Source organism: Falsiroseomonas oleicola, from assembly GCF_019029495.1.
Lineage (GTDB): Bacteria > Pseudomonadota > Alphaproteobacteria > Acetobacterales > Acetobacteraceae > Falsiroseomonas > Falsiroseomonas oleicola.
This window is the reverse complement of record NZ_JAERQM010000006.1, coordinates 191,119-214,433: the sequence shown is the minus strand read 5'-3', so window position 1 is coordinate 214,433 and position 23,315 is coordinate 191,119. Positions and strand designations below refer to the sequence as shown.

At 69.4% G+C, this 23,315-nt stretch carries 22 protein-coding genes; 12 read left to right on the top strand and 10 right to left on the bottom strand.

Annotated features, from left to right (window positions below; all coding sequences use genetic code 11):
• Nucleotides 1-3: 3 nt before the first annotated feature.
• Nucleotides 4-1,572, bottom strand: a complete 1,569-nt coding sequence (gene urtB, locus JJQ90_RS19855) for an urea ABC transporter permease subunit UrtB (RefSeq protein ID WP_216877998.1) — start codon at nucleotides 1,570-1,572, stop codon at nucleotides 4-6.
• A gap of 40 nt (nucleotides 1,573-1,612) precedes the next feature.
• Nucleotides 1,613-2,857, bottom strand: coding sequence for an urea ABC transporter substrate-binding protein (urtA, locus tag JJQ90_RS19850; protein WP_216877997.1), 1,245 nt, complete (start codon nucleotides 2,855-2,857; stop codon nucleotides 1,613-1,615).
• A gap of 199 nt (nucleotides 2,858-3,056) precedes the next feature.
• Between urtA and JJQ90_RS19845 the strand changes: the two genes are divergently transcribed.
• The 10 genes from JJQ90_RS19845 to JJQ90_RS19800 all read left to right on the top strand — a co-directional run bounded on the left by JJQ90_RS19845 (nucleotide 3,057) and on the right by JJQ90_RS19800 (nucleotide 9,798).
• The gene (locus tag JJQ90_RS19845; RefSeq protein ID WP_216877996.1) at nucleotides 3,057-3,917 is read left to right on the top strand and encodes an urease accessory protein UreD; all 861 of its coding nucleotides are present in this window, start codon (nucleotides 3,057-3,059) and stop codon (nucleotides 3,915-3,917) included.
• Nucleotides 3,918-3,957: 40 nt separating this feature from the next.
• Nucleotides 3,958-4,260 carry an urease subunit gamma gene (locus JJQ90_RS19840; RefSeq protein WP_216837806.1) on the top strand — a complete coding sequence of 101 codons (303 nt, stop codon included), beginning with the start codon at nucleotides 3,958-3,960 and terminating at the stop codon, nucleotides 4,258-4,260.
• Nucleotides 4,257-4,562 (top strand): urease subunit beta, encoded by a 306-nt coding sequence (locus JJQ90_RS19835; RefSeq protein WP_216877995.1) that lies wholly within the window; start codon nucleotides 4,257-4,259, stop codon nucleotides 4,560-4,562. Before JJQ90_RS19840 ends, JJQ90_RS19835 begins: the two co-directional genes overlap by 4 nt.
• Complete coding sequence (gene ureC / locus JJQ90_RS19830; protein ID WP_216877994.1) at nucleotides 4,562-6,271, top strand: urease subunit alpha; 1,710 nt, start codon at nucleotides 4,562-4,564, stop codon at nucleotides 6,269-6,271. The genes JJQ90_RS19835 and ureC overlap by 1 nt, the downstream gene beginning before the upstream one ends.
• 8 nt (nucleotides 6,272-6,279) lie before the next feature.
• A complete protein-coding gene (locus JJQ90_RS19825; protein ID WP_216877993.1) occupies nucleotides 6,280-6,789 on the top strand; it encodes an urease accessory protein UreE in 510 nt (169 codons plus the stop codon).
• Nucleotides 6,710-7,468, top strand: coding sequence for an urease accessory protein UreF (locus JJQ90_RS19820; RefSeq protein ID WP_230410826.1), 759 nt, complete (start codon nucleotides 6,710-6,712; stop codon nucleotides 7,466-7,468). Before JJQ90_RS19825 ends, JJQ90_RS19820 begins: the two co-directional genes overlap by 80 nt.
• Entirely contained in the window at nucleotides 7,465-8,073 is a 609-nt protein-coding gene (gene ureG, locus JJQ90_RS19815) for an urease accessory protein UreG (protein WP_216877992.1), read from the top strand. The genes JJQ90_RS19820 and ureG overlap by 4 nt, the downstream gene beginning before the upstream one ends.
• Nucleotides 8,073-8,633, top strand: a complete 561-nt coding sequence (locus tag JJQ90_RS19810) for a HupE/UreJ family protein (RefSeq protein ID WP_216877991.1) — start codon at nucleotides 8,073-8,075, stop codon at nucleotides 8,631-8,633. The genes ureG and JJQ90_RS19810 overlap by 1 nt, the downstream gene beginning before the upstream one ends.
• Nucleotides 8,630-9,043 (top strand): bleomycin resistance protein, encoded by a 414-nt coding sequence (locus JJQ90_RS19805; RefSeq protein WP_216877990.1) that lies wholly within the window; start codon nucleotides 8,630-8,632, stop codon nucleotides 9,041-9,043. The genes JJQ90_RS19810 and JJQ90_RS19805 overlap by 4 nt, the downstream gene beginning before the upstream one ends.
• Nucleotides 9,044-9,117: 74 nt before the next feature.
• The gene (locus JJQ90_RS19800; RefSeq protein ID WP_230410825.1) at nucleotides 9,118-9,798 is read left to right on the top strand and encodes a 2-phosphosulfolactate phosphatase; all 681 of its coding nucleotides are present in this window, start codon (nucleotides 9,118-9,120) and stop codon (nucleotides 9,796-9,798) included.
• Between the two features lie 46 nt (nucleotides 9,799-9,844).
• Here the strand turns inward: JJQ90_RS19800 and JJQ90_RS19795 are convergent, their stop codons facing one another.
• Both JJQ90_RS19795 and JJQ90_RS19790 read right to left on the bottom strand, forming a co-directional pair.
• Nucleotides 9,845-11,953, bottom strand: coding sequence for a sensor histidine kinase (locus JJQ90_RS19795; protein WP_216877988.1), 2,109 nt, complete (start codon nucleotides 11,951-11,953; stop codon nucleotides 9,845-9,847).
• A 69-nt stretch (nucleotides 11,954-12,022) separates the two neighbouring features.
• Nucleotides 12,023-14,191 carry a glycosyltransferase gene (locus JJQ90_RS19790; RefSeq protein WP_216877987.1) on the bottom strand — a complete coding sequence of 723 codons (2,169 nt, stop codon included), beginning with the start codon at nucleotides 14,189-14,191 and terminating at the stop codon, nucleotides 12,023-12,025.
• Between the two features lie 134 nt (nucleotides 14,192-14,325).
• Here JJQ90_RS19790 and JJQ90_RS19785 point away from each other — a divergent pair, with 134 nt between their 5' ends.
• Nucleotides 14,326-15,831: a hypothetical protein gene (locus JJQ90_RS19785; RefSeq protein ID WP_216877986.1), complete on the top strand. Its 1,506-nt coding sequence runs from the start codon at nucleotides 14,326-14,328 to the stop codon at nucleotides 15,829-15,831.
• A gap of 95 nt (nucleotides 15,832-15,926) precedes the next feature.
• Here JJQ90_RS19785 and ugpC read toward each other — a convergent pair whose 3' ends face one another.
• The 6 genes from ugpC to JJQ90_RS19755 all read right to left on the bottom strand — a co-directional run bounded on the left by ugpC (nucleotide 15,927) and on the right by JJQ90_RS19755 (nucleotide 22,744).
• On the bottom strand, nucleotides 15,927-16,994 hold the full coding sequence (gene ugpC / locus JJQ90_RS19780; RefSeq protein ID WP_216877985.1) for a sn-glycerol-3-phosphate ABC transporter ATP-binding protein UgpC: 1,068 nt from the start codon (nucleotides 16,992-16,994) through the stop codon (nucleotides 15,927-15,929).
• A 1-nt stretch (nucleotide 16,995) separates the two neighbouring features.
• Entirely contained in the window at nucleotides 16,996-17,898 is a 903-nt protein-coding gene (gene ugpE / locus JJQ90_RS19775) for a sn-glycerol-3-phosphate ABC transporter permease UgpE (protein ID WP_230410824.1), read from the bottom strand.
• A 168-nt stretch (nucleotides 17,899-18,066) separates the two neighbouring features.
• The gene (ugpA, locus tag JJQ90_RS19770; RefSeq protein WP_216877984.1) at nucleotides 18,067-18,948 is read right to left on the bottom strand and encodes a sn-glycerol-3-phosphate ABC transporter permease UgpA; all 882 of its coding nucleotides are present in this window, start codon (nucleotides 18,946-18,948) and stop codon (nucleotides 18,067-18,069) included.
• A gap of 74 nt (nucleotides 18,949-19,022) precedes the next feature.
• Complete coding sequence (ugpB, locus tag JJQ90_RS19765) at nucleotides 19,023-20,360, bottom strand: sn-glycerol-3-phosphate ABC transporter substrate-binding protein UgpB (protein WP_216877983.1); 1,338 nt, start codon at nucleotides 20,358-20,360, stop codon at nucleotides 19,023-19,025.
• A gap of 95 nt (nucleotides 20,361-20,455) precedes the next feature.
• A complete protein-coding gene (locus tag JJQ90_RS19760) occupies nucleotides 20,456-21,667 on the bottom strand; it encodes an FAD-dependent oxidoreductase (RefSeq protein ID WP_216877982.1) in 1,212 nt (403 codons plus the stop codon).
• A gap of 75 nt (nucleotides 21,668-21,742) precedes the next feature.
• A complete protein-coding gene (locus tag JJQ90_RS19755) occupies nucleotides 21,743-22,744 on the bottom strand; it encodes a hypothetical protein (RefSeq protein ID WP_216877981.1) in 1,002 nt (333 codons plus the stop codon).
• 125 nt (nucleotides 22,745-22,869) lie between these two features.
• On the opposite strand from JJQ90_RS19755, the gene JJQ90_RS19750 reads away from it, so the two are divergent.
• Nucleotides 22,870-23,274, top strand: a complete 405-nt coding sequence (locus tag JJQ90_RS19750) for an OmpA family protein (protein ID WP_216877980.1) — start codon at nucleotides 22,870-22,872, stop codon at nucleotides 23,272-23,274.
• Nucleotides 23,275-23,315 lie beyond the last annotated feature (41 nt).

The following is a 23,315-nucleotide window of genomic DNA, read 5'->3' as shown; positions in this document are numbered from 1 at the left end:
GGCTCATGCGTCCGCCGCCCTCCCTTTCTGGGCAAACAGCCCGCGCGGCTTGCGCTGGATGAACAGCATCGCCGCCACCAGCACGAAGACTTTTGCGAGCACGGCACCCGCCCACGGCTCAAGTATCTTGTTGATGGTGCCAAGCCCGAAGGCGCCGACCAGCGTCCCGGCCAGTGAGCCAACGCCACCGAAGACAACGACCAAAAAGCTGTCGATGATGTAGCCGGTGCCGAGGTTGGGAGAGACGTTGTCGATCTGGCTCAGCGCCACGCCGGCGATACCGGCGATGCCCGATCCGAAGGCGAAGGTCAGCGCATCGACGCGCCCCGTGCGGATGCCCATGGAGGACGCGATGGCGCGCTTCTGCGTCACCGCCCGCATCTCCAGCCCGAAGCGGGTGAAGCGGATGGCGGCGACCGTCAGGCCCAGGATCACCAGGGAGAAGACCAGGATCCACAGCCGGTTCTGCGTCACCGCGATGTCGCCCGGCAGCATCAGCGTGCCCTGCATCCAGGCCGGGCTGATGATTTCGCGGTTCTGCGCGCCGAAGGCGAGGCGTACCGATTGCTGGATCATCATGCCGACGCCGAAGGTCATCAGCAGCGTCTCCAGCGGCCGGCCATAGAGGTGGCGGATCAGCCCGCGCTCCATCGCCGCGCCGCAGGCCGCGGTCACCAGGAAGGCGGCGGGCACGGCCAGCGGCAGCGACCAGGGCTGCAGCATGGGAATGCCGCGCAGCGCTTCCTGCACGATGAAGGTGGTGTAGGCGCCGAGCATGACGAACTCGCCATGCGCCATGTTGATCACGCCCATGACGCCAAAGGTCACGGCCAGCCCCAGCGCCGCCAGCAGCAGCACGGAGCCGAGCGACAGGCCCTGGAACAGTGTTTCGGCCGCGCGGCGCACCGCCAGGCGCTGGTCGATCGCGGCCACCGCTTCCTCGATCTGCGCGGCGATGGCGGGGTTCGTGGCGCGCGCTTCCAGCAGCACCGCACGGGCCTCGGGCGAGGCGGTGGCGCCCAGCGCCGTCACGCCCAGCAGCTTATTCTCCGGATCATTCGCCATCAGCCGCGACGCGGCCAGCGCCAGGGCGATGCGCGCGCGGATCGCCGGCACCGTCTCCCGCGCCAAAGCCGTGTCGAGCAGCGGCACATTCTCGGCGGAGCGGCTGCGGAACACCGCCTCAGCCGCGGCCTGGCGTTCGGCGGGATCGGGCGAGACCAGCTGCAGCCGGCCGAGCGCGCCGCGCAGCGCCACGCGCACGCGGTTGTTCAGGCGCACGACCTCGGCCCCGGTGGCATCGGCTGCCGCACCGGTCAGCGCATCGGTCGCGCCGGCCCCGTCGCGAATCAGCAGCGCTCCATCCGCCCGGCGCAGCAGTCGCCCATCATTCAGCGCGCGCAGCAGGGGCAGGGCCCGCGGGTCGCCGCTGGCGCCGAGCCGGTCCACGGACTCCGCCGTCTGGTTGAAGCCGGTGCCGAGCCCTGTGAGCCCCGCGGTGAAGGCGTCCTGCGCGCGCGCCGGCAGAGCCAATGCGAACAGCAACAGGAAGATGAGGACGGGATGCTTCATGTGGATCAGGCGGGGGCGGCGCCAGGCCGCCCCCTGATTCTCAGCCGCGGCGCCGGTTCGCATTCTCCGGGATGAAGGGCGACCAGTTCTCGGCCGGAATCGCGTTCGGCGTCTTCCAGACGATGTTGAACTGCCCATCCGCCTGGATCTCGCCGATCATCACCGGCTTCGACAGGTGATGGTTGGCGTGCATTTCCTCGGTGTAGCCGCAGGGGGCGTCCACCTTCTGGCCGATCATCGCGGTGCGCACCGGGTCGACGGCGGTGGTGCCGGCCTTGGCCACGGCCTGCGCCCACATCTTGAAGCCGGTGAAGGTGGCCTCCATCGGGTCGTTGGTCACGCGGCGCGGGTTCTTGATATAGGCCTGCCACATCGCCTTGAACTGCGTGTTCGCCGGGCTGTCGACGGACATGAAGTAGTTCCAGGCCGCCAGATGGCCCACCAGCGGCCGCGCATCGATGCCGGCCAACTCCTCCTCACCGACGCTGAAGGCGACGGAGGGGATGTCTTCCGCCTTGATGCCCTGGTTGCCCAGCTCGCGATAGAACGGCACGTTGGCGTCGCCATTGATGGTGGAGACGATGGCGGTGCGCTTGCCCTCGCCCGCGAAGCGCTTCACGCGGCTGACGATGCCCTGCCAGTCGCTGTGGCCGAAGGGCGTGTATTCCTCGAGGATGTCGGAATCCGGGATGCCCTTGCTGTTCAGGAAGGCGCGCAGGATGCGGTTGGTGGTGCGCGGGTACACATAGTCCGTGCCGAGCAGCGCGATGCGCTTGGCCTCGCCACCATCGGGGCCCATCAGATATTCGACGGCCGGGATCGCCTGCTGGTTCGGCGCGGCGCCGGTGTAGAAGATGTTCTTGCTCTCCTCCTCGCCCTCGTACTGGACGGGATAGAACAGCAGGCCGTTCAACTCCTCGAACACCGGCAGGACGGATTTGCGGGACACGCTGGTCCAGCAGCCGAAGGTCACATCGACCTTGGAGACGGCGAGCAGTTCGCGCGCCTTCTCCGCGAACAGCGGCCAGTTGGAAGCCGGGTCCACCACAACCGCTTCCAGGCGGCGCCCCAAAATGCCGCCGGCCGCGTTCTGCGCCTCGACCATCATCAGCACCGTGTCGCGCAGCGCGGTCTCGCTGATCGCCATGGTGCCGGAGAGGGAGTGCAGGACGCCAACCTTGATCGGCGCGGACTGGGCGAAGGAGGGGCGGATGGCAGGGGCAGCCAGGGCGGCGCCGAAGCCGGCCAGGGCAGCGCGCCGCGTGATGGGCAGGCGATGGATCATTTTTTTGAAGCCTCCTCGGGGTGCATGAAGCGGCGGCGCTGGGCCGCCCCGGGGCGCTCATTGCGAGATATGTGCCACGGCATCGCATACGATCCGCTCCGCGCATTCCTTCCGTTTCCGCAAATGCCGCTTTCGTGGATGCCTGCGAATCGCGCGATTTCTGCATAGCGCCTGTTCGCGGCGCATGCGGATTGGGCAGATGACCGAAGTCTGGCCGCCTGAGCCGGGCCATGCCATCGTCATGGCGATGAATCCCGAGACTCGCCACCAACGTGCCCGCGGGCGTGCCGAACTGCGCCTGGCCGCCGCACCCGGCGGCGCGCGCATCCTCCACCTGTTCCAATCCGCCCCGCTGCGCATGCTGTTCCCGGATGCGGACCCCAGCGAGCCGAAGCAGGTGGCGATGGTGAATGTCGCCGGCGGCCTGGCGGGTGGGGACCGGCTGGACGTGTCGCTGCGGCTCGATGCCGCGGCGCGGCTGACCGCCACGACCCCGGCGGCCGAAAAAATCTACCGCAGCCTCGGTCCGCAGACGGAAATCGCGGGAATCCTCGATGTCGCGGAAGGCGCCGTCTGCGAATGGCTGCCGCAGGAGACCATCCTGTTCAACGACGCCCGGCTGACCCGCAGCCTGGACATCGCCCTGGCGCCCGGCAGCCATCTTCTGGCGGCGGAGATGCTGGTCTTCGGCCGCGCCGCGCGGGGCGAGGTCTTTGCCGCCGGCGCGCTGGCGGATCGCTGGCGCATCCGGCGTGGGGGGAAGCTGCTTTGGGTCGAGGCCCTGAAGCTGGATGCCGCCGCCCTGTCGCACCGCTTCACCCTGGATGGCGCTGGCGCCATGGCAACGCTGGTGCTCGCCATGCCGGAGGCCGCGGCGCATCGCGACCTGGCGCGGGATCTGGCGGGCGGTGGCGCCGGGCTGGTGGCCCCCGGCCTGCTCGTGGCACGCTGGCTCGGGGAGGCCGGTTCGGTGCGCGCCAACCTCGCCGCCGCCATCTGTGCCCTGCGCGCAGCGGCCCTCGGCCTGCCGCCGGCGCTGCCGAGGCTCTGGCGCGCATGATGTGGCACAGGGCATGCTTGGAATTCGACGGAGGTGACGCATGAACCTGACGCCGCGTGAGAAGGACAAGCTGCTGGTCGCCATGGCGGCCACCGTCGCGCGACGGCGGCTGGAGCGTGGCGTGAAGCTGAACCATCCGGAGGCCGTGGCCCTCATCACCGACTATGTGGTGGAAGGCGCCCGCGACGGCCGCAGCGTGGCCGAGCTGATGCGTGACGGCGCCACGGTGGTCACCCGCGACCAGGTCATGGAGGGCATCGCCGAAATGATTCACGAGATCCAGGTGGAAGCCACCTTCCCGGACGGCACCAAGCTCGTCACCGTCCACGAGCCCATCCGATGATCCCGGGCGAGCTGTTCCCCGCCGCAGGCGAGATCGAGTTGAACGTCGGCCGACCCACGACAGAGATCGAGGTTGCCAATACTGGCGACCGCCCGATCCAGGTCGGCAGCCACTACCATTTCGCCGAGACCAATCCCGCTCTGCGCTTCGACCGCGCCGCGGCGCATGGCCAGCGCCTCGATATTCCCGCCGGCACCGCCGTGCGCTTCGAGCCGGGCCAGTCGCGCAGCGTGCGGCTGGTGCCCTATGCCGGCGCGCGCATCGTGCACGGCTTTCGCGGCGAGACGGAGGGGAAGCTCTGATGCCCGCGAAACTCTCTCGCCGCGCCTATGCCGGCATGTATGGCCCGACCACCGGCGACCGGCTGCGTCTGGCCGATACCGACCTCATCATCGAGGTGGAACGCGACCTGACGACCTACGGCGAGGAAGTGAAATTCGGGGGCGGCAAGGTCATCCGCGATGGCATGGGCCAGTCCCAGGTCACGCGTGCCAACGGCGCGGTGGACACGGTCATCACCAATGCGCTGATCCTCGACCACAGCGGCATCTACAAAGCCGATGTGGGGCTGAAGGACGGGCTGATCCACAGCATCGGCAAGGCCGGCAATCCGGATACGCAGCCGGGCGTCACCATCATCATCGGCCCGGGCACCGAGGTGCTGGCGGGTGAGGGGCGCATCCTGACGGCGGGCGGCATCGACCCGCATATCCACTTCATCTGCCCGCAGCAGATCGAGGAGGCGCTGGTCTCCGGCATCACCACCATGTTCGGCGGCGGCACCGGTCCGGCGCATGGCACGCTCGCCACCACGGCGACGCCCGGCCCCTGGCACCTCGCCCGCATGCTCCAGGCGGCCGAGGCCTTTCCGATGAATCTCGGCTTCCTCGGCAAGGGCAATGCCGCATTGCCCGATGCGCTGCAGGAGCAGATCCGCGCCGGCGCCTGCGGCCTGAAACTGCATGAGGACTGGGGCACCACCCCCAAGGCGATCGACACCTGCCTGAAGGTCGCCGATGCCTTCGACATCCAGGTTGCCATCCATTCCGACACGCTGAACGAAAGCGGCTTCGTCGAGGACACCATCCGCGCCATCGGCGGCCGCGCCATCCAGGCCTTTCACACGGAAGGCGCCGGTGGCGGCCACGCACCCGACATCTTACGAGTTATCGGCGAGCCGAATTTTCTGCCGTCCTCGACCAATCCGACGATGCCCTATACGCGCAACACGGTGGATGAGCATCTCGACATGCTCATGGTGTGTCATCACCTCGACCCGCGCATTCCGGAAGACGTCGCCTTCGCCGAAAGCCGCATCCGCAAGGAGACGATCGCGGCGGAAGACATCCTGCACGACCTCGGCGCCATCAGCATGATGTCCTCCGACAGCCAGGCGATGGGGCGGGTGGGGGAGGTCATCATCCGGACATGGCAGACCGCGCATAAGATGAAGCAGCAGCGCGGCCGGCTGCCCGGTGAGACGGGTGACAACGACAATCTGCGCGTACGGCGCTACATCGCGAAGTACACGATCAACCCGGCCATCGCGCAGGGCATCGCGACGCATGTTGGCAGCATCGCCGTCGGCAAGCTCGCGGACCTCGTGCTGTGGTCGCCCGCCTTCTTCGGCGTGAAGCCGGACTACGTGCTGAAATGCGGCACCATCGCCATGGCGCCGATGGGCGATCCCAATGCCTCCATCCCGACGCCGCAGCCGATCCACTACCGCCCGATGTTCGGCGCCTATGGCCGCGCCAATACGCTGTCCTCCGTCACCTTCACCAGCCAGGCGGCGCTCGATGGCGGCATCGCCGAACGGCTGGGCCTTCAGCGTCCAATGCTGGTCGTGGCGAATACCCGCCAGATCGGCAAGCGCGACATGGTGCTGAACGATGCACTCCCGAAAATCGAGGTCGATGCGGAAACCTATGAGGTCCGCGCAGATGGCGAATTGCTGGTCTGCGAGCCCGCCACCGTGCTGCCGATGGCGCAGCGCTACTTCCTGTTCTGAGAGAGCCCATGCCGCAAGCCCGCGCCATTGCCGTCCACCCCGCCGGAAGCTGGCCGGAGGCTGAAGCGAAAGACAGCGTGACGGTCGATTTCGATGACCGTTTCCGCCGCCGCAAGGTCTATCTGACCGATGGCGGCGGCAGCTTCCTGCTCGACCTCGCCGAGGCCACTGTGATGCGGGAGGGCGATGGGCTGGAACTGGAATCCGGCGGCTTTATCCGGCTGCGCGCGGCGGCGGAGGATCTGGTGGCCATCACCGCGGCGACGCCCGCTCTGCTGCTGCGCCTCGCCTGGCATCTCGGCAACCGGCATCTGCCGACGGAGCTGGATGGCGACCGAATCCTGATCCGCCACGACCACGTCATCATCCGCATGCTCGAAGGTTTAGGCGCCACGCTGCAAAAAGTGCGCGCGCCCTTCAATCCGGAAGGCGGCGCCTATGGCGAGCACAACCGCCTGCCGGCACATCCGCATGGTCACCACGGCCACGACCATGACCACCATCACCACGAGCACTGACCTCGGCGCGCTCGCGCGGCTGCTGGCCTGGCTGTCGCCCGCCTATCCCACCGGCGCCTTCAGCTACAGCCATGGGCTGGAGATGGCGGTGGAGGAAGGCGCGGTGACCGACCGCGCCGGCCTGGTCGCCTATGCCGAGGCCGCGCTGGCGCATGGCGCGGGGGCGGTGGATGGCGGGCTGCTGGCGCTGTCCTGGCGCGCTGCCGCGGCCGGTGATGCCGCGACGCTGGACGAGCTCGCCGAACTCGCCGCGGCGCTGCGCGGCACGGCGGAGCTGGCGCTGGAGGCAACGCAGCCCGGCGGCGCCTTCGCCATCGCCACCAATGCCGCCTGGCCGCATGCGGATTTTCGCGCATTCACCCTGCGCCATCCCGGGCGCCTGACGCATGCGGTGGCCTACGGCGCCGCCGCCGGCTTCCATGGCATGCCGCTGCGTGAATCCTGTTTCGGCTGGCTCGCCGCCTTCGCCGCCAACCTGGTCTCCGCCGGGGTGCGCCTGGTGCCGCTCGGCCAGACCGATGGCCAGATCGCCACGGCCGCCTTGCTGCCCGCGCTCGCCGCCGCGACCGATGCCGCTTTGGCGGTGACATCGGCGGAAGACATCGGCAGTGCGTCGCCCATCATCGACCTGTTCTCGCTGCGCCACGAGACGCAATACACAAGGCTATTCCGCTCATGAGTAATGGTCCCTTCCGCGTCGGCATCGGTGGCCCCGTGGGTTCCGGCAAGACCGCGCTGGTCGATCGCCTCTGCAAGGCGATGCGCGACAGCCACGACATCGCCGCCATCACCAACGACATCTACACCAAGGAGGATTCCGAATTCCTCACCCGCTCCGGCGCCCTGGCACCCGAGCGAATCATGGGTGTGGAGACCGGCGGCTGCCCGCATACCGCGATCCGGGAGGACGCCTCCATCAACCTCGCCGCCGTCGCCGAGATGTCCGGCCGCTTCCCGGCGCTGGAGGTGCTGTTCATCGAATCCGGCGGCGACAACCTGGCCGCGACCTTCAGCCCGGAACTGGCCGACCTGACGATCTACGTCATCGATGTCTCGGCTGGCGACAAGATCCCGCGCAAGGGCGGGCCGGGCATCACCCGGTCCGACCTGCTGGTCATCAACAAGACCGATCTCGCCCCGCTGGTCGGCGCGGACCTTTCCGTCATGGACCGTGACGCGAAGAAGATGCGCGGCGCGCGCCCCTTCATCTTCACCAACCTGAAGGCGAACCAGGGCGTGTCCGAGATCGCCGCCTTTGTCCTGAAATCCGGAGGTATTGCCTGATGCGCCGTCTTCTCACCCTCGCTGCCCTGCTGGCACCGATGCCCGCCTTCGCGCATGGCGCGGGCGACCATGTGCATGGTTTCGCCGCGGGCTTCCTGCACCCGGTTGGCGGGCTGGACCATGTGCTCGCCATGGTCGCGGTGGGGCTCTGGGCCGGGCTGCTCGGCGGGCGGGCGCTCTGGGCGCTGCCGGCGGGCTTCCTCGGCGCCATGGCGCTGGGCTTCGGGCTGGGCGCGGCGGATGTCGCGCTGCCGATGGTGGAGGCGGGCATCCTCGCCTCCGTCATCATCCTCGGCGCGCTGGTCGCGGCCTCCGCGCGGTTTTCCCTGATGCTGGCCGTGCCGCTGGTCGCGGTGTTCGGGCTGCTGCATGGCCATGCCCATGGCACGGAGCTGGCCGGGGCAGGGGCCTTCCCCTATGCGGCCGGCTTCCTGATCGCCACCGCCGCCCTGCATGCGCTGGGCGTCTTCGGCGCGCAGGCCATCACCAGCCGCATCGCGGTGCGCGTGGCGGGCGGCGCGATGGCGGCGCTGATGCTGGTGGTCGCGGGTCTCGGGTGAGCGAGCTTCGCCGGGCCGTCCTGGTTCCGGAACTGCTGGTCGGCGATCTGGCGGCCAGCCTGCGCTTCTGGTGCGGGCTGTGCGGCTTCCGCATCGCCTATGACCGGCCGGAGGACCGCTTCGCCTATCTCGACCGCGACGGCGCCCAGGTGATGCTGGAGGAGGCGGCCGGTCCCGGCCGCCGCTGGATCACCGGCCGGCTGGAAAAGCCCTTCGGCCGCGGCATCAATTTCCAGGTCGCGGTGGCGGATTGCGACCCGATCCTGACGGCGCTGGAGCAGGCCGGCTGGCCCCTGTATCTGGCGCCGGAGGAGAAGATTTATCGCGTGGAAGGCGGCGCCGTCACGGTGCGGCAGTTCATCGTGCAGGATCCGGATGGGTATCTGCTGCGGTTCTCGCAATCCTGCTAGGTCAGCGGCGTTCGCCCGTGCGCCGCAGTGCCAGGACGTGATGCAGGATGAGGTCGGTTCACACGGAATGGGGAATGGCCGGCGTCGCGGCGCTGCGGGAGCAGGTCTCGGTGCTTGTCATCGTGGATGTGCTGTCCTTCTCCACCGCGGTCGACGTGGCGGTGTCCAGGGGCGCCGCGGTGGTTCCCTTCGCGCATGGAGACCGCGACGCCGCGGAGATCGCCGCGAGGCGGGTGGGCGCCGCATTGGTTCACCCCAGGAGCGCCGCGGGCGGGCAGTTCAGCCTGTCGCCCGCAAGCCTGATGACCGTCGCGCCCGGAACAGTGTTGATGTTGCCGTCGCCCAATGGTTCGCGCCTTTCCCTGGCCGGCGGGGCGACGCCGGTTCTCACCGGCTGCCTGCGCAATGCCGCCGCGGTGGCGCGGGTCGCCCGTGCAATGGCCAGGGGTGGCACGATTGGCGTGGTCCCCGCCGGGGAGCGCTGGCCGGATGACAGCCTGCGCCCGGCCATCGAAGACCTGCTGGGCGCGGGCGCCATCATCCACCATCTGGGTCTTCCCTGCTCGCCCGAGGCGCGGGTCGCAGGCGATGCCTTCCTTTCGGCGGGCGACCAGCTTGCAGGATTGATCCGTGACTCGGCATCGGGGCGCGAACTTGTCGGCAGGGGCTTTGCCCGGGACGTCGATATCGCCCTGGAGATCGAAGCCAGCGACGTCGCACCGCTTCTGAGCCAGGGCGCGTACCGCGCCGCCTGACGGTGGGCGGGCTGCCCGGACTTCGTGCCGGGCGTGCCCTTCACCGTCAGGTGGCCGCCGGCCAGCGTGGCGCGGGGGCCGGGGCGGCGTGGCGTGCCGCCGATTCGGGCAGCGGATCCAGGCTGGCGCGACGGAACACCAGCGTGAACTCCGCCCCCATCTCGCTGTCCCCCGGCGCATTCGAGGCGACGATCCTGCCGCCCAGCCCGCGCATGATGGTGCGCGAGATGGACAGGCCAAGGCCGGTGCCCAGGCCGGGCGGCTTGGTCGTGTAGAAGGGCTCGAACAGCTTCTCCAGCACCTCGCTGCTCAGCCCGGGACCGGTATCGGTCACCCGCAGCGTCACCACCTCCGCATCCGTGCGGGACGGCGCCTCGGCGTCGATGCGCAGGCGGCGGCGGTCGGGCGGGCGTTCCAGCAGCGCGTCGCGGGCGTTCAGCACCAGGTTCAGCAGCACCTGTTCCACCAGGATGATCTGGCCGACCACCGGCGGCAGCAGGTCCGGCAGGCGGATCTGCACCTGGATGCCTGCATCGCGCAGCGCCTGGCCGGCCAGCACCATCATGCCCTGCACCGCCGCGCCGAGATCCACCGGCTCCAGCGCCGCCACATCGACGCGGGAGAAGGCGCGCAACTGCGTCACAATCGCTTTTGCGCGGTCGGCCTGGGCCATGATCCGGCGCAGCCGGGTCAGCGCTTCCTCCACCCCATCCTCGCCGGCCTCCAGCGCCTCCGCGGCGTTCTCGGCGGCCAGGGACATGATGGCGATGGGCTGGTTCAGCTCATGCGCCAGGCCCGCCGCCATCTCCCCCAGCGTCGCGAACTTTGCCGAGGTTGCAGCCTGCAATGCGAGTTCGCGCTCCGCGGAGATATCCTCCAGCGTTCCCGCCACCTCGATCCCATCGGGGTTGCGGCTGGTGGCGCGCAGGGTCTCGCGCAGCCACATCCAGGCGCCATCGGCGCGGCGGAAGCGGAATTCGGCGCTGGCCACCGCCTCCCGCCGCAGCCGGTCCTCCAGGTCGGGGCCGAGCGGCAGGGTTGTCGCGTCGATGCCGCGCTGCCGCCAGCCGGGGCGCAACGCGGCCTCCGCCGCCCAGCCGGTCAGCCGCTCGATGCTCGCGCCGATCTCGGTCAGCCGCAGGGCGCCGCCATTGTCGATGATGCCGCGATAGACGACGCCCGGCAGCGCCGCCTCCATCGCGCCGCCTGGCTGGGGCAGGGGGCGGCGCAGGAAGACCAGGGCCACGGCCAGCAGGCTGGCCAGCAGCGCCGCCAGATAGCCGAGCCAGCCCGCCAGCGTCGCATCCCGGGCGGCCGGTTCACGGTCATAGGCCGCCAGCAGCACCAGGTCCGGCGCCAGGGCGCCGGATGCCAGGGCCAGGGCTGGCAGGGCGGCCTCCGCCGGGCGCAGCAGCGCCTGGGGTCCGGCGGGTGGGGCGGGCCATGGCGCGCCGCCCGGGAAGCTGGCGCTGGCGGCCAGGGGCGTGCCATCGCGGCGCAGCAGCGCCAGCCGCATGCCGGGCAGCGGCGCCGCATCGGCCAGGGCCTGGTCCAGCCGGCGCGGATCGATCGCCACCACGGCGATGCCGGCGAACTGCCCGCGCGCATCGGCCAGAGCGCGGCTCGCCAGCAGGCTGCGCGGGCCGCCGGGCAGGGCCAGCAATGCGGGGCTGAGCAGGGGCGCGGGCGTGCCAGCGCGTTGCTGGCCGAAGATGTCCTGCCCGGCCAGGGATTGGCCAACCAGCGAGGCATGGCTGGCCCAGAGGATGCGCCCGGCCGCATCGGTGAACGCGCCGAACTGCACGCCATCCCGGCCGAGCCGTCCGGCCAGGGCCTGCGCCATGGCGGCATCCGGCGGGCGCTGGGCGGCGGCCTCCAGCGCGGTCGCGGCGGCCTCCAGCGGTGGGGCGATCAGGCGTCGCCCCGCCTCCAGCGCATGGCTGGCGCTGGCCAGCGCCGCTTCCGCAGCAGCGTCCTGCCGCTGCTGCGCAAACCAGGCCGCGCCGGTCCAGGCAAGCCCTATCGCCAGCGTCCCGCCCAGCAGGGCGGCGCGGCCGGGGCGGTGGGCGCCTGGTCGCGCCGCGAGGGGCTGCCGGTCGCGCGTGATGGAGGAACCCTTTCGCCGAGGGTGAAATGCCGTGAAGCCTGGCGACATATCGGCATTTTGCCGATTCGCGGTGCAGAATAGGCCATGCGGGGACGCCCCGCACGCGCCTCCCGATCCTCAGCCCTCGGCCCGCTCCAAGGCGGATAGACGAGCGGCCAGGTCATCCTCCCGGCAGAGCATCACGCCGGTGAGCCCGGCGCCGACGATCCGCTTGAAACGGTCGCCGAGCGGCACGCCATCGCCATTGTCGAGGTCGACCGCGATGCCGCCGGGTCCGGCCTCCGCCCGCAGCACGCAGCGCAGCGTCTCCCCGGGCGCGAGCGTCACGCCGCGCCAGGCCTCCACGCGCCGGCCCCGGGCGCGCAGCCGCAGGGCCAGCGGGGCGGGCGGGCCGCGCAGTTCCAGAACCAGGCGCATCGGCGTGCCCTCCGGCTGGTCGGCGGGCAGAGCGAGGGTGGCGACGCCGTCGCGCATCCAGACGCCCCAGTCCTCCTGCCACCACCAGGCCAGCCCCTCCCGCACTCGCTCGGCCCAGGCCATGTCGCGGGAGGGCAGGCCCTCGCCGCGCCAGCCCATCGGCAGGTGGCGGCCGAGCGGCAGAAAGGGCGGTGCCTGGGGCGCCTCGGCGGGGCTGGTCAGTGCTGCCAGAACCTCCCGCGCCGCATCGGGCCAGTCGCGGCGGGCGCCGGCGCGGTCGATGCGGGATTCCAGGAGCTCGCGCTGCGCCCGGTCGGTCAGCAGCATCTCCAGCTTCGCCACCAGGTCGGGCATGTCGCCGGGGGCGAAGAACAGGGCGCCGGGCGCGCCGGCCTCCAGCAATCCGGAATGCGCCGGTACCAGGGCCAGCTTGCCGGCCGCCAGGCTCTCGCTGACCGGCAGGCCCCAGCCCTCATGGAAGGAGTTGTAGACGGTGAACAGGCAGCGCCCATACAGCCCCGCCAGGGCAAGGTCGGACACGCCCGAGACCACCGAGATCTTGCGCCGCAGATCGGGCGAGCCCTCCAGCAACGCCAGCGCCGCCTCCGCCCGCCAGCCGGGGCGGCCGACGCAGATCAGGCGCGGGACATTGGCGGCGCCGAGCTGGCGGATCAGCTCCAGCCAGGCCTGGAAAACCATCAGGTGGTTCTTGCGCGATTCCAGCGTGGCGACGAACAGCACGAAGCGCTCGTCGGGGCGCGGATGGGGCAGGGCGGCCGCCGCCTGGGCCGCCGCCTGGGGGGAGGCACCGGATTCGGCCGCCAGCCGGATCAGCCCCGCCGGCGCCACCGGGCCGAGCGGCGCGGCGAAGCGGGCATGGTCGCCGATGGTCGCCTGCGAATTGGCCAGGATGCCATCCGCATGCAGCGACAGCGCGGCGAACCAGCGGGCATAGAGCCGCACGGTCAGGTCCAGGCAGTGTTCCGGCATGGCCAGCGGCACGCAGTCATGCACGAAGGCGACGTAGCGCAGCGGCGTCGCGGCGCGCAGCCGGCGCAGGCCGCGGAAATACTCCTGCACCCCCCAGGCATTGCCCAGCGAGCACAGGGTGCAGCCCGCGACGATCGGCGCATCCGGCCGGGCATCGGGGGTGACCAGGGCGGCGATGGCGGCCTGCCAGGCCGGATCATCCTCCCGCCCCCCCAGCCGCGACAGGGTCAGGACGCGGCGGAAGGCGGCTTCCTCCACATGCCACCAGCGCCAGGTGGAACCCTCGAAGCCAACCAGGATCACATCCGCCGGGCGGGCCGGGCTGGCCAGCAGGGCGCCGAGGATGCCCATCTGCACGCGCTGGATGCCGGTGGGGGTGCGGGCGGCGCGCAGATAGTCCAGCAGGTCGGTGACATCGAAGGCGAGCTGCACCGGCGTGCCGGTCGGGCGCGGGGCCGGCGCCAGCATGGGACCATCCGGCGCGGGCAGGGTGCGGTGGCGCATCAGCGCCACGACATGGCGCAGGTCGGCGCTGTGTGGCGCCAGGGCCAGGGCACGGGCCAGCGCCACGGCGGCCTCCCCACCCCGGCCCAGGTTGCGCAGCACATGGCCGGCCTGGAGCATCGGGTCGGGATCGTCGGGTGCCAGCAGGGCGGCGTGCCGGTAATGCTCCAGGGCTTCGTCCGGGTCGCCCTGTTCCTTGCGGGTATGGCCGAGCTGGACATGGATCTGCCAGTGGCGCGGGCGCAAGGCGAGGTAGTCGCGATAGGCGGCCTCGGCCTCCGCCCATCGCTTCGCGTCACGCAGCGCGTCGGCGCGGGCGCGGATGGCCTCGGGGGTCGGGGGCTCGGGTTTCGTCGCTTCGGCGTCGTCCTGCATGCCACGGAGATACCTGAACTACCGCCGGGACCAAACAGGCGATCCGCCCGCCGGTCCTGACTTCGCAAGCTGTGCGTTGCCTAGGCGTGCCAAGTCGGCAAAGAGTTGATTGCCGCATGTGTCGAAGGATGATCATGACGCCCAGCACCGAACGTGCCACCGAGGAACTGGCCGACGCACTGAACCGCCACGACATCCGGCGCGTCCTCATCATCGTATCCGGCCTGGAGAAATTCGGCGGGCCCAGCCTCATCGCGGCGGACATGGCCTGCACGCTGCGGTCTTTCGGCGTCTCGGTCCAGGTCGCCGGATGGGCGGTGAACGCGGATTATGTGCGGCAGGTACCCGGACTTGAGGATGCCGTTGCACTCGGCAGCGATCCCCGACCTGTCCGGGGGGGCGCTTTTGATCTGGTAATCACCCATGGCTGGATGACCAGTTCCTTCGCCCTGCTGGAGTGCGGCATCCGGTTTCGCTATCTCGTTCTTTGCTCCTTCTCCGCCTTCATGGACGGGGAGGCGATTTTCGGGCTGGAGGGGAAGGCCGACGCGCTGCTGTTCGCGGCGAAGCGGATCGGTGAGGTCCAGGAGCCGAGCCTGGTGTCCTGCCCCGCGCCGCGCATCAACTACCGCAATGCGGTCACACGCCTCTGGTTCAGGAGCGAGGCACGCCCGGCCAAGCTTAATAGGATTTGTATCGTAACGAACCACCCGTGCGCCGAGGTCAGGGCACTCCTCGACCTTCTGCCGGCGGTGGGCGTCGAGCCGACGTTGATCGGGCGTGGCGGGACGCCAAGGCTGATCGAACCGGATTTGATCGATCAGTTCGATGCTGTCGTGACAATTGGGCATACGGCCCAGAAGGCGCTGGCGCGTGGGGTTCCGGTTTTCTGCTACGACCACTTTGGCGGGCCAGGGTGGATCACCCGGGACAATATCGACGCGGCAGAAGCGGACACCTTTTCCGGGCGCTGGACGTCACAGCGGACAGCGCAGCAACTGCTCGATGAAATTGTTGGTGGACACCCGGCAGCGCTTGAGGCGGCGCCATCCCTGCGATCGCTCGCCCGCAATCGCTACGATATCGAGGAGCGGCTTTCGGCCTTGATCGGAAGCTTCCGTCACCGCGACGATTTTCGTGATTGCGGAGGGCCGGAGCACTGGAATTACCGGCGGATACTGCATTTTGCGATGCGGCCCATCAGCGCCAGGACGCCCTTTCCTCACGGCTACATGTTGAGCCCCCAGACACGGCAGGGCATGGCGGCCTTGCGGATTGAGCTGAGTGGCGATGCTCGGCTGCTGGATGTGTCACTGACCGAGCACAATGAATGCGTGTTTTTTGGCGCCCTGGGCGCTCAGTTCACGGGGCGTCTTCGCCTTCGTCTTTACGGCCACCATCCCGCGAGCCAGGTCGAGGCTGTTTCGGAGTCCGGCGAGGTGCAGACACTTCGCCTGAAGGCGGCCCTGACGAAATCAAACGACAAGAAGACCTTCCCGATCACGGTCCTCTCGGGGAGGCTGGCATTGAAGATTCGGGAGGGTACCAAGGCGCTGACGCTGAGGGTCACGCAGCCTGACGATTCGCCCTCGTCACTTCAGGGCAACCTCGACTTCGCGACGCTCAGCATCCTCTGCTGATTGGCGGAGCCCATGCCAGAAGCGGCGGATCGTGACCTATCCGCTCTCACGCGCGGACCTTCTGCAGGCGCGTGTTGCAAAGGACAGGACATCCATCAGGGTTCCAGACGCCGGCCGCTGCTCCCGTCGAACACATGAAAGGCGTCCCAGGGCAGGATCACTGGCAGCACCGCGCCGATGCCGTGCGCCGGGATCGGCAGGCGCACGGTCAGCGCCTCACCACCGTTGATGGTTCCGTGGATCACTGTCTCCGACCCCAGCGGCTCCACCAGATCCACCGCCAGATCCAGCCCACCCTCGCCGAGCTGGATGTGTTCCGGGCGGATGCCAAGCGTCAGCGGCATGCCGGCCGCCCCGGCGCGGGGGCCGTCGGGGAAGCCGATGGTCAGCCCGGCCTTCAGCGCGGCCGCCCCGCCGCCCGGCTCCAGCGTCGCGGCCAGGAAGTTCATGGCGGGGGAGCCGATGAAGCTGGCCACATAGGTATCCGCCGGCCGGCCCCAGACCTCCATCGGCGAGGCGACCTGCGCGGCGCGGCCCTGATGCATCACGACAAGCCGGTCGCCCAGTGTCATCGCCTCCACCTGGTCGTGGGTCACGAACAGGCTGGTGACGCCGAGGCGCTTCTGCAGGCGGCGGATTTCGGCGCGCATCTGCACGCGCAGCTTGGCGTCGAGATTGGACAGCGGCTCGTCGAACAGGAACAGCTTCGGTTCGCGCACCACGGCGCGGCCCATGGCGACGCGCTGGCGCTGGCCGCCGGAAAGCTGGCGCGGCTTGCGGTCGAGAAGTGGGCCGATCTCCAGCATCTGCGCCGCCTCATCGACGCGGCGGCGTATTTCGGCGGGCTTCATGCCGCGGATCTTCAGGCCATAGGCCATGTTCTCGAAGACCGACATATGCGGGTAGAGCGCGTAGTTCTGGAACACCATGGCGATGTCGCGATCCGCCGGCTCCAGCGCCGTGACGTCGCGCCCATCGATGCGCACGGTGCCGGAGGTGGCTGTTTCCAGCCCGGCGACGATGCGCAGCAGGGTGGACTTGCCGCAGCCGGAGGCGCCGACCACGACGATCATCTCGCCATCGGCGACGTCGAGGTCGATGCCGTGCAGCACCTGGGTGGCGGCGAACTGCTTCTTGACGGAGGTCAGCGTGAGCGTGGCCATCTTACTTCTCGGTCTCCGTCAGGCCCTTCACGAACCAGCGCTGCATGAACACCACCACCGCCACGGGCGGCAGCATGGCGAGCACGGCGGTGGCCATGATGATGTTCCACTCATTCTGCGCATCGCCATTGCCGATCATCTTGGTCATGCCGACGACCACCGTCTCCAGGTCGCGATCGGTGACGATGAGCAGGGGCCAGAGGTACTGGTTCCAGCCATAGATGAACAGGATGACGAAGAGCGCCGCGATATTGGTGATGGACAACGGCAGCACGACATCCTTGAAGAAACGCAGCGGCCCGGCGCCATCGATCTTCGCCGCTTCCACATATTCGTCGGGGATGGTCAGGAAGAACTGCCGGAACAGCAGTGTGGCCGTGGCGCTGGCGATCAGCGGCACGACCAGGCCGGTCATGGTGTTGATGAGGCCGAGATTCACCATCACTTCGAAGGTCGGGATGATCCGCACCTCGACCGGCAGCATCAAGGTGATAAAAATCAGCCAGAAGGCGACCATGCGGCCGGGGAAGCTGAAGAACACCACGGCATAGGCCGAGAGCAGGGAGATCGCGATCTTCCCCACCGCGATCAGCACCGCCATGTTCAGGCTGTTCCACAGCATCACCCAGGCGGGGACGGAGCGCGTGGTGCGGGTGGCCTCGCCGCCCGTCAGCCAGGCGGAGACGTAGTTCGCCACCGCCTCCCCACCAAACCACAGCGGCACGTCGCCACGGCCGATGGTGGAGACGTCATGGGTGGAGCCCACGACCGTGATCCAGATCGGGAAGGCGAAGATCAGCACGCCGAGCGACAGCGAGATATAGGCGACCCAGCGGTTGCGCGCGTTGCGGCGGAGGGTGGCGCGGGCGAGGCGATCCGCCTCCAGGTCCATGGTGGCGGACATCAACGCTTGCCCCATTGAGAGAAGGGTCGAATCCCGGCGGCCTGCCGCACTTCAGGCAGGCCGAGCGCGCGAAGGCGCGCCGCGCACAGACCATCCTGGCAACGGGTGCTGACCGCGGCCTGCGCGAAGCCAAGCGGCCGGAGGCCGCGCCCGGCGTTTGAGGGCATGTTAATAATGCACCTTCCGCTCGATGAAGCGGAACTGCACGGCGGTCAGCAGGATGACGATGGCCATCAGGATCACGCTCTGCGCGGCGGAACTGCCGAAATTCAGGTTTTGGACGCCGTCCACATAGACCTTGTAGATCAGGGTCGTGGTCGCCTGCCCGGGGCCGCCGCCGGTCAAGGCGTGGATCGTGCCGAAGGTGTCGAAGAAGGCGTAGACGATGTTGACCACCAGCAGGAAGAAACTCGTCGGGGCCAATAGAGGAAAGATGATGGTCCAGAAGCGCCGCATCGGCCGGGCGCCGTCGATCGCCGCCGCCTCCAGCACCGCGCGGGGGATCGATTGCAGCCCGGCCATGAAGAAGATGAAGTTGTAGGACACCTGCTTCCATGCCGCCGCAACCACCACCAGCGTCATCGCCTGGCCGCCATTCAGCTTGTAGTCCCACAGGATTCCCATGCCGTTGATCATACGGCCGAACAGCCCGATCTGCGGATGGAACATGAACAGCCACAGCACGGCGGCGATGGCCGGGGCCACGGCATAGGGCCAGATCAGCATGGTCTTGAAGAAGTTGGTGCCGCGGATCGCCTTGTCCGCCTGCACCGCCAGGAACAGCGCGATGCCGAGCGCGGAGAAGGCGACGGCAGAGGAGAACACCACCGTGTTCCAGCCGGCCGCGAGATAGGTCGGATCCGCCAGGATGTCGGAGAAATTCTCCAGCCCGACGAATTCGCGCGACAGGCCGAAGGCATCCTCCCGCAGGAAGGACCCGTAGATCGCCTGGCCGGCCGGCCAGAAGAAGAACACGCCGGTGATGAGCAATTGCGGCAGCAGCAGCAGCCAGGGCAACAGCGTCCCCTTGAAGATCACCTTCTTCCGCAACGCCGCGATCCCCCTTCAGAACGCAAAGAGGGTGGGCCCCATGCCCACCCTCCCATCAAGCCAGAAAGCCCGTATCAGCCGCCGCGATTCGCACGCTCGAAATTGCGCAGCACCGCATTGCCGCGCGTCGTCATCGCCGCCAGGGCCTGTTCCGGGGTCTGCTGGCCCTGGAAGGCCTTCTCCATCTCTTCCTGCATGATGACGCGGATTTCGACGAAGCCACCGAGGCGGATGCCGCGGGTGTTCTCCGAGCTCGCGCCGCGCAGCATCTGCTCGATCGGGATGTCGGCGCCGACATTGGCCGGCTGGGTGTAGAAGCCGCTGGCGCGGGCGGATTCGAAGCCGCTGCGCGTGATCGGCAGGTAGCCCGTGTCCATGTGCCACTTGCCGGCCACTTCCGGGCGGGCCGTATAGGCGAAGAACTCGGCGACGCCGCGCAGCTCCGCCGCGTTGCGCTGGGTGTTCGGGCCGCGGTTCATCACCCAGAGGCTGGCGCCGCCGATGATGGCGTTCGCCGGCTGCGTGCCCTCATAGGTCGGCAGCATGGCGACGCCCCAGTCGAAGCGCGCTTCCCGCTGCACCCGGGCGCGGAAGCCGGAGGAGGTCATCATGATGGCGCATTCGCCGCCCGGGAACAGCGCCTCGCCCGCATTGTCGCGGCCGCCCCAGCGGAACAGGCCTTCCTTCTGCCAGTTCACCAGATTGGTCAGGTGGCGCAGCATCATCGGGTTGTTGACCCGAAGCTCCGCATTGGCGCCGCCGAAGCCATTGCCCTGCGTCGCGAGCGGGATGTTGTGGATGGCGCTGAACTGCTCGACATGCAGCCAGGTCGGCCAGGCGGTCGACATCGGGCAGGCATGGCCGGAGGCCTTGAGCGCGGTCAGCGCCTGGCCCACGCCTTCCCAGGTGGTCGGGAACTGGTCGGGGTTCAGGTTGGCGCGGCGGAAGGCGTCCTTGTTGTAGTAGACGACCGCGGTGCTGCTGTTGAACGGCATCGCCATCTGCCGGCCATCGGCGGCGGCGTAGTAGCCGCGCACGCCGGGCAGGAAGTCGTCGAAATTGATGTTCACGCCGGTCTGCGTCAGCAGCTCATGCGTCGGGATGATGGCACGGCCGGCATTGATCATGGTGCCGGTGCCGACCTCGAACATCTGCACCAGATGCGGCGCCTGGCCGGCGCGGAAGGCGGCGATGGCAGCGACCATCGTCTCCGGATAGCTGCCCCGGAAGGTCGGCACGATGCGGTACTGGGTCTGGCTGCCGTTGAAGTCCGACACCAGCCGCTCCAGCAACCCGCCGAGGGGCTGCGACAGGCCGTGCCAGAACTGGATCTCGGTGGGCTGCTGGGCGGAGGCCGGCCCGATCAGGCCGGCGAGCGCGACGGCGCCCGCCATCAATGTGCGGCGGAACATGGCAAATCTCTCCCCGTGAGGTGACGGCGGCTCTAGACGGCCAGCGTTGCGGCGATTTTACAGATTTATGTCAGTTCAGTGAAGGGGATGAATCCTCACATGATCCGGCTCGCCGCCCGCAGGCCCGAGATCATGGAGGAGCGCAGCAGATGCTCCCGCGCCTTCACCGGATCGGCCGCGGTGGCCTGAAGGTCGGCCAGCAGGGCGGCGCGCCTGGCCGGGTCCGTCTCCCGCATCCGGGCGCGGTTGCGGTCGGCCTGGGCGATGATCTCCCGCGCCGCGATCGGCTGGCGGCGGCGGGTGTAACGGTCGAGCAGCGCGGCATCCTCCTCCCCACGCCAGACCGGCGCCAGGGTCTCGGCCAGCTCCATGGCGTCCTGGATGCCGCCATTCATGCCCATGCCGCCGGAGGGTGAGTTCAGATGCGCCGCGTCCCCGGCCAGGATCAGCCGGCCGATGCGGTAGTTCTCCACGATCCGCTGATGGATGCGGTAGGGGCGCAGGTCCGGCACCTCATAGGGCGTGCCCTTGGGATGGATCGCCTGGAGCTTGCGCTCGATCGCCGCCGGCTCCAGCGCCTGTTCCACCGATTCGCCCGGCGCCGTGTGCAGCGAGGCGCGCCACAGCCCCGGCACCCGCAGCAGGGAGAAGGTGCCGGAGAAGGCCGGGTGCTGCGTCCAGATGTAGTTGACGTTGGACAGCCCTTCGAAGACCTCGTGGAAGGGGAAGGGGGTCGTCGCCAGGATGGTGGTCTCGGGATAGGTGTCGCCGGCGAAGTCGAGGCCCATGGCGCGGCGGATGACGCTGCGGGCGCCGTCGCAGCCCACCACATAGGGCGCCTCCACCGGATCGAAGCCCTGGCCGGTCAGGGCGACATGGTCCGCCCCATGCACCACCGTGTCCACCTTCGCGCCGAAGCGCAGCTCCACCGTCCCGGCATGCTCGGCCGCCAGCTTCGCCAGGATGAGGCGGGAGAGTTTCCACTGCTCGGCCTGGAGGCGGTAGGGATGCGCCGTGTCGTCCCGCAGCACGCCGAGGTCGAAGACGGCGCGCGCGCCATCCTCATGCCGGCGGATCTGCCAGGTGGGGGTCACGAGGCCCTGGGCGATCAGGTCCTGGGCCAGGCCCAGCGTGTCGAGCATGTCGAGGCTGGGCGGGTGGAAGGTGGAGGCGCGCAACTCCTCCGAAATGTCGTCCCCGGCCTCCAGCACCAGGCTCGGCAGGCCCATGGTGGCCAGCTTCAGCGCCAGCACCAGGCCGACCGGGCCGGCGCCGACGATGACGATGCGGCGGGTGGAGTCAGTCATGGCCGTGGGGTCCCGATCGCTGCGATTCGGCGGCGACCATAGACGCGAAGCTCCGGCCCGTGCAGCCGGGCCTGCTCAACCGGGCAGGCGGTACAGCGGCTCCAGCGCCAGGCGGCGCAGGGCGTTGCGGCACAGCGCCTCGATGTCGCGGCGGTCCGTGGTCTCCGGCTCCACCGCCAGCCAGGCGGCGGCCAGGCGGTGCCAGAAGACGGAAAGGTCCAGCAGCCGGTCGCGCAACTCGGTCTGTTCGCGGATCAGCCGGGTGGGGGCCTCCAGCGGCAGCGGGCGACGCATCGCCGCCTCCGCGCTGGCCAGCAGCGCGGCGCTGGTGCGGCGCGGGCGGCCGATCTGAAGCACCAGCGCGTCCAGCGCACGGGTCAGCAGGTCGCCGGTCCAGCGGCGATCATTGGCCAGCGCGGCGCGGGTGGCGCGCAGCATGCGTTCCATGGCCGGATAGTCGGGTTGGGTGGCCGCCGCGGCCAGCACGCGGGCATGCGCATTGGCCAGCAGCTGCAACCGCCGGCCGAGCGGCGCCATGGTGGCCATGGGGAAGCCGCCCCGGGTGATGCACTGGGCGATGGCTTCCTCGAACATGGCCGGGCCGGGCGGGGTGTGGCGCATCGCCTCGGCCAGCGCCTCCCCCTCCTCCCCGGCGGTGGCGGCCAGCCGGGTGACGAGGTCGGCCGTCGCCGCTCGCATATGGGCTTCGTCGAGCGGCTCGGGGTCTTCCTCCAGCAGAGGGCCGGGCACCCGGTCGCCGGGGGCGATCCGTTCGACACAGCGCAGCGCCGCCGGCACCAGCCGCAGCAGCCGGAAGTCATGGGTGCCGGAGGGAATGTCGAGCACCAGATGCGCGCTTTCCAGATCGGTCAGCATGCGCAGATGCGCGAAGGGCCGCACCAGGCCGATGCCGCCGGAGGGATCACGCTCGAACACCATGCCGGGCTGGCGCAGCCAGCTCGCCTGGAAGCAGAAGCGCGGCGGCGGCCAGACCTCGCCCTCGGCAGTGCCGGGAAAGCGCACGGGGTCGAAGCCGCGCGGATCGGGCAGCACGGAGGTGGTCGGTGAATCGGACACCGCACCAGAATGCGGAGGGATGGTTAAGCAGAAGTGACCGCACCCTGCCGCCTCGCGCAGCAGTGATTGACGTGACACGGCCCGGCGGGCGACCTATCTCCCGAATGCCCACCGGAGTCCCCCATATGCGTCGCCGCGCCTTTGCCCTTGCCGGGCTGCTTCCGGCCGTGACCCTCGCCGCCTGCGCCGCGGACCCGCGGGAGCTGGTGGGCCAGCCCCCCCGCGTTGTGTTCTTCGAGGCCGACAGCGCCGAGCTGGATGAGCCGGCGCTGGCCATCCTGGCCGATGCCGCCCGCCTGGCGCGGCGCCATCCGGAGGTTCCGGTACAGGTGCGCGGCTTCGCCGGCCCCGCTGGCGGCGCCGCCTTCAACCGCGAGTTGTCGGAGCGGCGGGCCGAACATGTGGCGGCGGAGATGGTCAAGCGTGGCGTCGCCCGCAGCCGCATCAACGTGGTCGGCCGCGGCCCGGTGCCCTTCGATGCGGTGCCGATCGAGAGCCGCCGGGTGGAGATCGTCGTCGGTTACCCATAGACATTGATCCGCCAGGATACCAAAATGACCGAACCATTGAT

Excerpts from the sequence above, each read along its gene's own strand:
- JJQ90_RS19825 (WP_216877993.1), top strand. The coding sequence starts at position 6,280 with ATGCCGCAAGCCCGCGCCATTGCCGTCCACCCCGCCGGAAGCTGGCCG.
- ugpB (WP_216877983.1), bottom strand. The coding sequence starts at position 20,360 with ATGTTCCGCCGCACATTGATGGCGGGCGCCGTCGCGCTCGCCGGCCTG.
- JJQ90_RS19810 (WP_216877991.1), top strand. The coding sequence starts at position 8,073 with ATGCGCCGTCTTCTCACCCTCGCTGCCCTGCTGGCACCGATGCCCGCC.
- urtA (WP_216877997.1), bottom strand. The coding sequence starts at position 2,857 with ATGATCCATCGCCTGCCCATCACGCGGCGCGCTGCCCTGGCCGGCTTC.
- ugpC (WP_216877985.1), bottom strand. The coding sequence starts at position 16,994 with ATGGCCACGCTCACGCTGACCTCCGTCAAGAAGCAGTTCGCCGCCACC.
- JJQ90_RS19835 (WP_216877995.1), top strand. The coding sequence starts at position 4,257 with ATGATCCCGGGCGAGCTGTTCCCCGCCGCAGGCGAGATCGAGTTGAAC.
- JJQ90_RS19820 (WP_230410826.1), top strand. The coding sequence starts at position 6,710 with ATGGCGAGCACAACCGCCTGCCGGCACATCCGCATGGTCACCACGGCC.
- urtB (WP_216877998.1), bottom strand. The coding sequence starts at position 1,572 with ATGAAGCATCCCGTCCTCATCTTCCTGTTGCTGTTCGCATTGGCTCTG.
- JJQ90_RS19840 (WP_216837806.1), top strand. The coding sequence starts at position 3,958 with ATGAACCTGACGCCGCGTGAGAAGGACAAGCTGCTGGTCGCCATGGCG.
- JJQ90_RS19790 (WP_216877987.1), bottom strand. The coding sequence starts at position 14,191 with ATGCAGGACGACGCCGAAGCGACGAAACCCGAGCCCCCGACCCCCGAG.
- ugpE (WP_230410824.1), bottom strand. The coding sequence starts at position 17,898 with ATGTCCGCCACCATGGACCTGGAGGCGGATCGCCTCGCCCGCGCCACC.
- JJQ90_RS19845 (WP_216877996.1), top strand. The coding sequence starts at position 3,057 with ATGACCGAAGTCTGGCCGCCTGAGCCGGGCCATGCCATCGTCATGGCG.
- JJQ90_RS19750 (WP_216877980.1), top strand. The coding sequence starts at position 22,870 with ATGCGTCGCCGCGCCTTTGCCCTTGCCGGGCTGCTTCCGGCCGTGACC.
- ureG (WP_216877992.1), top strand. The coding sequence starts at position 7,465 with ATGAGTAATGGTCCCTTCCGCGTCGGCATCGGTGGCCCCGTGGGTTCC.
- JJQ90_RS19785 (WP_216877986.1), top strand. The coding sequence starts at position 14,326 with ATGACGCCCAGCACCGAACGTGCCACCGAGGAACTGGCCGACGCACTG.
- JJQ90_RS19795 (WP_216877988.1), bottom strand. The coding sequence starts at position 11,953 with ATGTCGCCAGGCTTCACGGCATTTCACCCTCGGCGAAAGGGTTCCTCC.
- ureC (WP_216877994.1), top strand. The coding sequence starts at position 4,562 with ATGCCCGCGAAACTCTCTCGCCGCGCCTATGCCGGCATGTATGGCCCG.
- JJQ90_RS19800 (WP_230410825.1), top strand. The coding sequence starts at position 9,118 with ATGGCCGGCGTCGCGGCGCTGCGGGAGCAGGTCTCGGTGCTTGTCATC.
- JJQ90_RS19760 (WP_216877982.1), bottom strand. The coding sequence starts at position 21,667 with ATGACTGACTCCACCCGCCGCATCGTCATCGTCGGCGCCGGCCCGGTC.